This window comes from Streptomyces macrolidinus (assembly GCF_023887685.1).
In the GTDB taxonomy this organism is placed as follows: Bacteria; Actinomycetota; Actinomycetes; order Streptomycetales; family Streptomycetaceae; genus Streptomyces; species Streptomyces macrolidinus.
This window is the reverse complement of the sequence record NZ_JAMWMR010000041.1, coordinates 35712-43904: the sequence shown is the minus strand read 5'-3', so window position 1 is coordinate 43904 and position 8193 is coordinate 35712. Positions and strand designations below refer to the sequence as shown.

At 71.7% G+C, this 8193-nt stretch carries 7 protein-coding genes and 1 pseudogene; 4 read left to right on the top strand and 4 right to left on the bottom strand.

Annotation, left to right across the window (positions count from 1 at the left end; all coding sequences use genetic code 11):
• Positions 1 to 49 precede the first annotated feature (49 nt).
• The 3 genes from NGF19_RS28535 to NGF19_RS28525 are packed head-to-tail and all read right to left on the bottom strand — an operon-like array spanning position 50 to position 3659.
• On the bottom strand, positions 50 to 853 hold the full coding sequence (locus NGF19_RS28535) for a hypothetical protein (RefSeq protein WP_252428511.1): 804 nt from the start codon (positions 851 to 853) through the stop codon (positions 50 to 52).
• Positions 853 to 2118, bottom strand: coding sequence for a VWA domain-containing protein (locus tag NGF19_RS28530; protein ID WP_252428510.1), 1266 nt, complete (start codon positions 2116 to 2118; stop codon positions 853 to 855). Before NGF19_RS28530 ends, NGF19_RS28535 begins: the two co-directional genes overlap by 1 nt.
• A 32-nt stretch (positions 2119 to 2150) precedes the next feature.
• A complete protein-coding gene (locus NGF19_RS28525; RefSeq protein WP_252428509.1) occupies positions 2151 to 3659 on the bottom strand; it encodes an IucA/IucC family protein in 1509 nt (502 codons plus the stop codon).
• Positions 3660 to 3770: 111 nt separating this feature from the next.
• Here NGF19_RS28525 and NGF19_RS28520 point away from each other — a divergent pair, with 111 nt between their 5' ends.
• The 3 genes from NGF19_RS28520 to NGF19_RS28510 all read left to right on the top strand — a co-directional run bounded on the left by NGF19_RS28520 (position 3771) and on the right by NGF19_RS28510 (position 7350).
• A complete protein-coding gene (locus NGF19_RS28520; RefSeq protein WP_252428508.1) occupies positions 3771 to 5252 on the top strand; it encodes an IucA/IucC family protein in 1482 nt (493 codons plus the stop codon).
• 86 nt (positions 5253 to 5338) lie between these two features.
• Positions 5339 to 6136, top strand: coding sequence for a MerR family transcriptional regulator (locus NGF19_RS28515; protein WP_252428507.1), 798 nt, complete (start codon positions 5339 to 5341; stop codon positions 6134 to 6136).
• Positions 6136 to 7350 (top strand): glycosyltransferase, encoded by a 1215-nt coding sequence (locus NGF19_RS28510; protein WP_252428506.1) that lies wholly within the window; start codon positions 6136 to 6138, stop codon positions 7348 to 7350. The genes NGF19_RS28515 and NGF19_RS28510 overlap by 1 nt, the downstream gene beginning before the upstream one ends.
• A gap of 70 nt (positions 7351 to 7420) precedes the next feature.
• On the opposite strand, the gene NGF19_RS28505 is transcribed toward NGF19_RS28510, so the two are convergent.
• Complete coding sequence (locus tag NGF19_RS28505; protein ID WP_252428505.1) at positions 7421 to 7642, bottom strand: hypothetical protein; 222 nt, start codon at positions 7640 to 7642, stop codon at positions 7421 to 7423.
• 342 nt (positions 7643 to 7984) lie between these two features.
• Here NGF19_RS28505 and NGF19_RS28500 point away from each other — a divergent pair.
• A pseudogene (locus NGF19_RS28500) lies at positions 7985 to 8140 on the top strand (ECF transporter S component); the annotation flags it as partial.
• Positions 8141 to 8193: the final 53 nt, after the last annotated feature.

The following is an 8193-nucleotide window of genomic DNA, read 5'->3' as shown; positions in this document are numbered from 1 at the left end:
GCCCCCCCCAGGGGGGGGGGCGGGCCTCCACCCGGTCTCGTTCCGGGTCTCAGACCCCCGGCGGCACCCGCGACGGTCGGCCCGAGCCGCGCGTCAGCGCATAGCCGCCGATCCCGGCGAGCGCCGCGAGCACGGCGCCGATCCCGGTCCACACCCAGCGGTCCGACCACCAGCCGGAGGTCCAGCCGTCGTCGGGCTTCAGCGAGGACAGCGTGGGCTTGTCCTCGTCCGAGGACTCCTGCGTGGTGAGCGCGATGCCGGGCACCAGCGGCTGGGACAGCGAACCGTCCACCGCCGCCGCGCCGCCGATCTCCTTGGAGTCCACGCGGACTTCGGCGTTCACCGGCTTGCCGAGGTCGCCCGTGCCCAGGGACACCACGGTCAGCCGGATGTAGTACGTCCCCGGCAGCGGGTCGTTGGCCCACGGCTCCGACCAGGCGCGGACCGTGCGCAGCGTGCAGGCCAGGTCCACGGAGGTCGCGTCCTGGGCGGCCGTCCGGGTCTGCATCCCGTACTGGCACGCCTGGCGGCGCCGCAGCCCGTCGTACACGTCGAGCTGCCAGGTCTGCGTCCCGCTGCGGGCCGAGGAGGGCAGCTTCACCGTGGCCTTCACGGTGGGCCGCTGCCCGGCGTCCGCGGGGAACGACCAGTACAGGTAGTCGCCCGTCGAGGCGTTCGCCGTGGCCTGCTGCCCCTGCTCGATCTCCGTCGCGTTACGGAACGACGTACCCGCCGAGGTGGGCGCCGCGCTGTCGTCGGACGGGCTCGCGGAGGGCGAGGCGTCGGCGACGGCCGGGGACGCGGCGGCCCCCAGCAGCAGAAGCGCGGTCGTCAACACTGTTCTGATACGCATCAGTTGGTCCTCCAGACCGCGAACCGCCAGCGCGACAGCCAGCCCCACAGCAGACCCGCGAGGAAGCCGATCAGTACGAGCGTGCCGAGCAGCCACCAGCCGCGTCCGAGGCCGAAGGAGGCCACGTCGCTCGCCTGGTCGGGACCGTCGACGACGTCGACCGTCAGCTCCAGCGGCAACCCGGGCGTGGTCTTCACACCGGCCGCGGGGGAGAAGGAGTTGGCGACCTGAAGGCACACCGTCTCGGCGGGCGCGTCCTCTTCGTCGCTCTCGGCCTTCGGGTAGCGCAGGCCCGTCGACAACGCGTCCGTGCGGCCCGAGCCCGTGGCCTCACCGCGGACGATCTCGCGTCCGTGCACGGTGAACGCCCGCAGCGAGACGCCGTAGTCGGGGCCGACCTGACGGTCGTCGACGACACTCACCGACGCGCGCAGCTCCTGACCGGGCTTCACATCCACGCGGTAGAAGCGGTGCTGGCCGAACTCCTCACGGTCCGTGTACAGACCGGACTTCAGCATGGGGGCGGCCTCGCACCGGTCGGTGCCGTCCACGGCGACCGGCGTCACGACCTTCTCCGTCGTCCGGTCCACCAACTGGTTGACCTTGCCGGAGAGTTCGTCCTTGTGGCGCACCGAGGTGTACGTGCCACCGGTCGCCTCGGCGATGCAGCTCAACTGCCGGTTCAACTTGGCGTTCGGGACGAGTCCCAGCGTGTCGATGGTCAGCCCGATGCCCTTGGCCGCGATCTCGCGGGCCACCTCGCACGGGTCCAGCGGGCCGCAGGTGTCCTCGCCGTCGCTGATGAGGACGATACGGCGCACACCGTTGCCGCCGTCGAGATCGTCCGCCGCCTTCAGCAGGGCGGGGCCGATCGGCGTCCAGCCGGTGGGCTGAAGGGTCCCCACGGCCGTCTTGGCCTGGTCCCGGTTCAGCGGCCCGACCGGGTAGAGCTGAGCGGTGTCCTTGCAGCCCGTTCTGCGGTCATCTCCCGGGTAGTTGGCGCCCAGCGTCCGGATGCCGAGCCGCACCTCTTCGGGAGTGGAGTCCACCACCTCGTTGAAGGCCTGCTTCGCCGCGTCCATGCGCGAGCCACCGTCGATGTCCCGGGTGCGCATCGAACCGCTGACATCGAGAACGAGATCGACCTTGGGCGCGTCCTGGGCCGTCGTCTCGTCGGCGACGGCGCCGGCCGGGACGGCTATCCCGGCCGCCAGGGCGGCGACCAGAGCACAGACTCCGACCGCCAGCCGTTTTCTTGTGATCATCAACGGATCCTATTGACCCGAGGGGGTGCGCTTCAAAACGACGAGACGGCCAGCGGGTTCGGCAGGCTCGTCCACAGATCCCCGGTCCGCCCCGGCGACAGCCGCATCAGCGTCAACGCCTTGGTGGGCAACGGACCTTCACACAGAGCGGACAGATCGGGCGTCGACGGCAGATCCCGGACGGCGTCGCGCAGCGCCGCCCGCAACGCGGCCCCCGACCCCGCCGTCGACGCCAGCGCGCCCGCCACCAGCGACCCGAACAGCTTGCGCCGCAAGGCGGTTACGTCGTCCGTGACGATCCGCCCCGACAACTCCGGTGCCTTGACGCCATGACAGGCCAGCCGGGCCGGGCTCACCCGGATGTCGGCGAGATCGCGGTAGACCAACCGCAGCGGATCGCCCGCGGACGAGAGCACCACCAGGAGGTTCTGGCCATGCGCTTCCAAGGCCACACCCCGCTCCAGCAACCGCAGACCGACGTCGAGGGCCAGGCGTGTGAACCGGGCCAGCCAGGAAGGGGACGCGGGCAGGCCCGTGAGCGGCAGGGCGGCCACCGGGACGACCCGTTCACCGGCCGCCGCGTTCACGTACGTCTCGGGTGACTCCCTTACCAGCGCGGCGAGATCGGGGGAGTGCGCGCTGACCGCCCCCAGGGTGCGGGTGACGACCAGCAGACCGTCCGTGCCTGCGGCCATCGACTCCATGAAGCCGGACACCGCCGCCGCCATCTCGACCGAGGAGACCGAGATGTCCCGCACCGAGGACGTCAACCGCGCGCTGAGCGCGGTCTTCACATGCGGGCCGCACGCGGGCAGCGCCAGCGTGCGCAGGGACATCAGCGGATGGGCCAACGGGCCTTCCTCGGCCGCCACTTCGAGCACATGCTCCGACTGCCAGGGATGGACCGGGACCATCACCCGTCCGTCCTGCCGCAGCCACGCGGGCCAGGTGCCCCGTACGAGAGCGTCGTCCACGGGAACCAGACCGAGGCGCACCTGTGCCCGGTGCTCGGGCCCGTACGCGAGCTGCTCGGCCACCGAGAAGCCCGGCCGGGAACGGCAGCTGGGGTGATACGGATGCCCGTCGACCAGGCGCTGCTCCCACTCCTGGCTCGACACCGGCTCGGGCGCGGCCGAGGGCTGAGCGGCACGCGAGAGCGCCAACGAAGCGGTGCTGTGGCCGAGTTCGACGGCGAACGCCGCGCCGTGCGGCACCCCGAGGGCCCGGACCAGCGCGGCCGGACGGTCGTACGCGCGCCCGTCCAGCCGTACCTCACCGACGTACGCGGCGGTCGCGTACGGGTCCACGGGTGGGCCGTCCAGGCGGCGCCCGTCGACCAGATGCAGGACGAGCCCGTCGCGCACCGCCTCCCGGCGCGCGATCCACGGCAGCGGCTCATGGGCCAGCGCCCGCCACAGCCGAGTGAGCACAGCGCTCCGGGCACCGGGCAGCCCGGCCGCGTACGACGCCGACAGATCGGGCCGCACCGCGTGCAGCTCGTCGGCCAGCTCGGCCTCGGCGCGGACAGAGGGGGCATGCACAGTCGGGCTCCTCGGGGCTCGCGTACCGCATCGTGGGGACGGACCATGACAGACATACTCAACGCCAGTGCACCATACGGACGAACGGATCACAGGGACCTCATGCAGCCCATGCAGCCCAGGGACAACACCCCCGACCGTGCCGACACCCACGCGATGGCGCCGCTGCTCAACTGTCTGCTCCGGGAGGTCGCGGAACCCGCGGGCGAGGCGGGCGTCCACCGCCTGCGGGCCAGCGGACGGCTGCTGCGGGTACGCGGCGGACGCCGCCCCGGTGACCCCGAGCTGCACGCCGACGGCGCCTGGCGGCCCCTCACCCACCCGGAACTCGTCAAACTCACGGTCGAGGAGTTGCGCGAGGCCACCGGCGTCTCCCACCCCGAACTGCCCGGCGAGATGATCGACAGCCGGGACGCGGTGGCCGCGATCCTGGCCGCCCGCGACCGCGCGACGGCGCCGAAGGACCCGTACACACGCTCCGAGCAGTCCCTGGTCACCGGGCACCCCCACCACCCCGCGCCCAAGGCGCGTGGGGGCGGACCCGTCGCGAGCTGGCTGCCCTACGCGCCGGAGGCGTACGCCCGTTTCCCGCTCGTCCTGCTGGGCGTGCGGGAGGACACGGTCGTCGAGGAGGGCGACACCACGGCGCTCGACGCGCTCGGCACGGCCCCGCACGGCTACCGGCTGCTGCCCGCGCATCCTTGGCAGCTCGACCTGGTCGCGGCCCGCCCCGAGATCCGTGAGGCGTTCGAGGACGGGCGGCTGATCCGGCTCGGCACCACCCCGCGCCCCGTATGGCCGACCGCCGCCATCCGTACCGTGTACGCCCCCGACCGCGACCTCTTCCTCAAGTTCAGCCTGGACGTGCGGATCACCAACGACATCCGTCGACTGTGGCGCCACGACCTGCGCCGGTTGCGTCGCGTCGACGCCGCCGCGGTGTCCGCGTTCGCGGTGATCGAGAGTCCGGCGGCCTGGCTGAGCGACCGCGGCTACCGCACGGCCGACCGCGCCTTCGAGGAACTGGCCGTCCTCGTCCGCGACGGCCTGCGCCCGCATCTGCTGCCCGGCACCACCCCGCTGCTGGCCGCCGCCCTCGCCGAAGGCTTCGAGGGCAGCCCGCTCGACACGCTCACCGACCCGGCCCCGTGGTGGACGGCCTATCTGCGCCAGGTCGTCCGCCCGGCCCTGGAAGCGTTCCACCGCCACGGCGTCGTCCTGGAAGCCCATCTGCAGAACACCCTCGTCGCGGTGGACGCCACCGGACTGCCCGTCCAGGCCCTGTTCCGGGACGCGGAAGGCGTGAAGCTCCTGACCGACGTGGACCGGGAGGCTGGCTGGGAACGGCTCGTCTACTGCCTGATCGTCAACAACCTCACCGAAATGGCCGCCCGGCTCTCGCATCACCACCCCGGCTGGGACCCCTGGCCCGCCGCCCGCACGGAACTCGCCCGCCACACCGTCCCCGAGATCCCCGCCCTGCTCACCTCGCCCACCCTCCCCGGCAAGACCAACCTCCTGCTGCGCTGGACCGGCGCGGACGGCGCCGACGCGCGCTATCTGCCGCTGCCGAACCCATTGGCCGACCACTGACCTGCCCAATCCACTCTGTATCGGGCATGAGTTGACCCTCCCCTTACGTCAGGCTCGATGCTGGACGTCGACGAAAGGGCAGGTGGATGAGCTACTCCGTAGGGCAGGTCTCCGCGTTCGCCGGGGTGACGGTCCGCACGCTGCATCACTACGACAAGGCGGGACTGCTCTCGCCCAGCGAACGCAGCAACGCGGGCTACCGCCTCTACAGCGACGCCGACCTGGCCCGGCTCCAGCAGATCCTCTTCTACCGCGAACTCGGCTTCCCCCTGGAAGAGATAGCCGCCATCCTCAAGGACCCCCAGGCCAACGCCCTGGAGCATCTCAAGGCCCGGCAACGGCAGTTGGGGGACGAGATCGCAAGGCTCCAGCAACTGGCCGAGGTGGCGGAACGCGCCATCGAGGTCGCGCAGACCGGGGTGTCCCTGACGCCTCAGGAACGCTTCGAGGTCTTCGGTGAGATCAGCCTCGATCTGAGCTACGCCACCGAGGCGGAGTTCAAGTGGGCCGACTCACAAGGACATCAGGAGTCGATGGCACGCGCAGCCGCCCACACCAAGGAGGACTGGCGGCAGCTCATGGGCGAGGCCGCCGCCTGGCGCGCCGAACTGCTCGCGGCCTACGACGACGGCCAACCCGACGACGGCGAACGGGCCATGGACCTCGCCGAAGAGCACCGCCTGCACATCTCCCGCTGGTTCACCTCCTGCCCGCCCGACATGCACCGACGCATCGCGGACGAATTCGCCGCCGACCCGCGCGCCTTCGCCCTGGTCGTACCGCCGTCCCAGCAACGTCCCGGCCTGGCCGCCTACTTGTGCAAGGCGGTCCATGCCAACGCGGCCCGTCACACCGGCGGCCGTACCGCCTCCGAGGAGGACTGATGAGGATCCTGATCGCCGCGGCCGGATCACGCGGCGACGTCGCGCCCTACACGGGCCTGGGCGCGGGGCTGCGCCGGGCAGGACACGAGGTCGCCCTCGCCACCACGGACCCCTTCGCGTCACTCGTACGGGACGCCGGACTGGAGTTCCGCCCGCTGCCCGGCGACACACGCGCGGGCGGCAGCGTCACGAGCAAGCGTGAACTGATGCGCGCCGCCGCCGCGTTCGTCACCGAACTGGGCCAGGGGTTCGCCGATGTGGTGGACAAGGGGACCGATCTGCTCCTGCTGTCGGCCACCACGGCCCCGCTCGGCTGGCACCTCGCCGAGGCCACGGGCCTGCCGAGCCTCGGCGTGTACCTCACCCCGAACGCGCCGACCGGCGACTTCCCGCCCATCGTCACCAACTCCCGCTCGCTGGGCCGCCTCGGCAACCGGACCACCGGACGCTTCGCGCTGCGCATGGCCGACCGTGTCTTCGAACAGGCGGTCGTCGCGCTGCGCGAGCGCCTCCACCTGCCCCCGCTCTCCTCGTCCGCGATGCGCCGCCGCCAGGAACGGGCCGACTGGCCCGTCCTGCACGGCTTCAGCACGGCACTGGTGCCGCGCCCCTCGGACTGGCGCACCGGTCTGGACGTGGTGGGCAACTGGTGGCCCCATCTCGACGCCGCCGAACGACTGCCCGACGAACTGGAGGACTTCCTGCGCGAAGGACCCCGGCCCGTCCTCATCGGCTTCGGAAGCATGGCGGCAGGCGAAGGCGAACGGCTCAGCGAGCTGGCCGTACGGGCGCTACGGCAGGCAGGGCTGCGCGGCATCCTCCAGACAGGCAGCGCCGGGCTCGCGGCCGACGGCGACACCGTCCTCACCGTCGGGGACGTACCGCACGCGCTGCTCTTCCCGCGCCTGGCCGCCGTCGTGCACCACGCCGGGGCCGGAACGTCCGCCGCCGCGGTGCGCGCCGGGGTGCCCTCGGTGACCGTACCCGTGACCGCCGATCAGCCGTTCTGGGCAGGACGGTTGGCCACTCTCGGCGCGGGCACCGCCCCGATTCCCTTCCAGGACCTCACGGTTGAACGGCTCGCCGACGCGCTCGACCAGGTCGTGACCCGGCAGAGCTACACGCAAGCCGCCGCACAAGCCGCGCACCACATGGCGACCGAGGACGGAACAGGCCGCGTGATCAAGACGGTTGAGCAACTCGCCGCGTGCTGACGCCTGGTCCGCCGCCACCGACCCCGGGACGCGCCGGCCCGGCTGGGGGACCGGGTCGGCGCGGGGTGCGTCACGGCCGCTCTATCTCCGTGGTGACCTGGTCGTACCGGACGAGACGGGGCGTGAAGGAATACGACGGGTATCTCTTCTGGAGACGTGCTGTGGCCTCGTCGAGATACGCCCATATGTCGGCGGGGTCGGCATCGACACCGAAGGTCGCGTCGTTCAGCACCTCCATGTCAGGACTCCGGATGTATGCCTCGTACTTGAGGGTCTGGCTGCCACTGGCCATGGATGTCCCGGCCTCCTTCGAGGTGATGTGCGGTGTGTTTCCGTCCGTACCGCCCGCGCTGTCGGCGGCCTGTGCTGTTCCGGTGGTCGTGACAAGCGCCGATGCGGCGACTGCGCCGGTGGCGCCCAAGAGCGTTCGCCGGGATATCTCTGACACGGTCCTCCCCCTGCCGTGACGACCCTCCCTGCGAGGGTGCGTGGCCGAGCTGACGGTACAGCCAAGTACGCACAGTGGAAGGGGAATTGAGGTGTGACGTAGGCGACCTGCCCGGTGGGGTGGGTCGCCTGCCGTCGTGCGTGGTCAGGCGCCCCGGCGCAGGGCGATCGTGTCGCCGACGGCGATGACCTGACCACGCCACCGGGCTGGGACACCGGGCGCGCCGTCACGGACTTCGTGTGCGTCGTGCTCGCGGGCCCGGCCGTGCTCACGACGTTCCGCCGAGCTGCCCGCAAGGCCCGCTTCCGGGCGGCGGTACGGTTCGTCCCGGACGGGTCGTAGGCGGCCTGGTTACTATGCTCGCCGAGGCCGGGCCACATGGAAGGAGCCTTGGA

Bases quoted from the DNA above. Each gene is read 5' to 3' on its own strand.
- NGF19_RS28510 (WP_252428506.1), top strand. From the start codon at position 6,136: ATGAGGATCCTGATCGCCGCGGCCGGATCACGCGGCGACGTCGCGCCC.
- NGF19_RS28530 (WP_252428510.1), bottom strand. From the start codon at position 2,118: ATGATCACAAGAAAACGGCTGGCGGTCGGAGTCTGTGCTCTGGTCGCC.
- NGF19_RS28505 (WP_252428505.1), bottom strand. From the start codon at position 7,642: ATGGCCAGTGGCAGCCAGACCCTCAAGTACGAGGCATACATCCGGAGT.
- NGF19_RS28515 (WP_252428507.1), top strand. From the start codon at position 5,339: ATGAGCTACTCCGTAGGGCAGGTCTCCGCGTTCGCCGGGGTGACGGTC.
- NGF19_RS28535 (WP_252428511.1), bottom strand. From the start codon at position 853: ATGCGTATCAGAACAGTGTTGACGACCGCGCTTCTGCTGCTGGGGGCC.
- NGF19_RS28520 (WP_252428508.1), top strand. From the start codon at position 3,771: ATGCAGCCCAGGGACAACACCCCCGACCGTGCCGACACCCACGCGATG.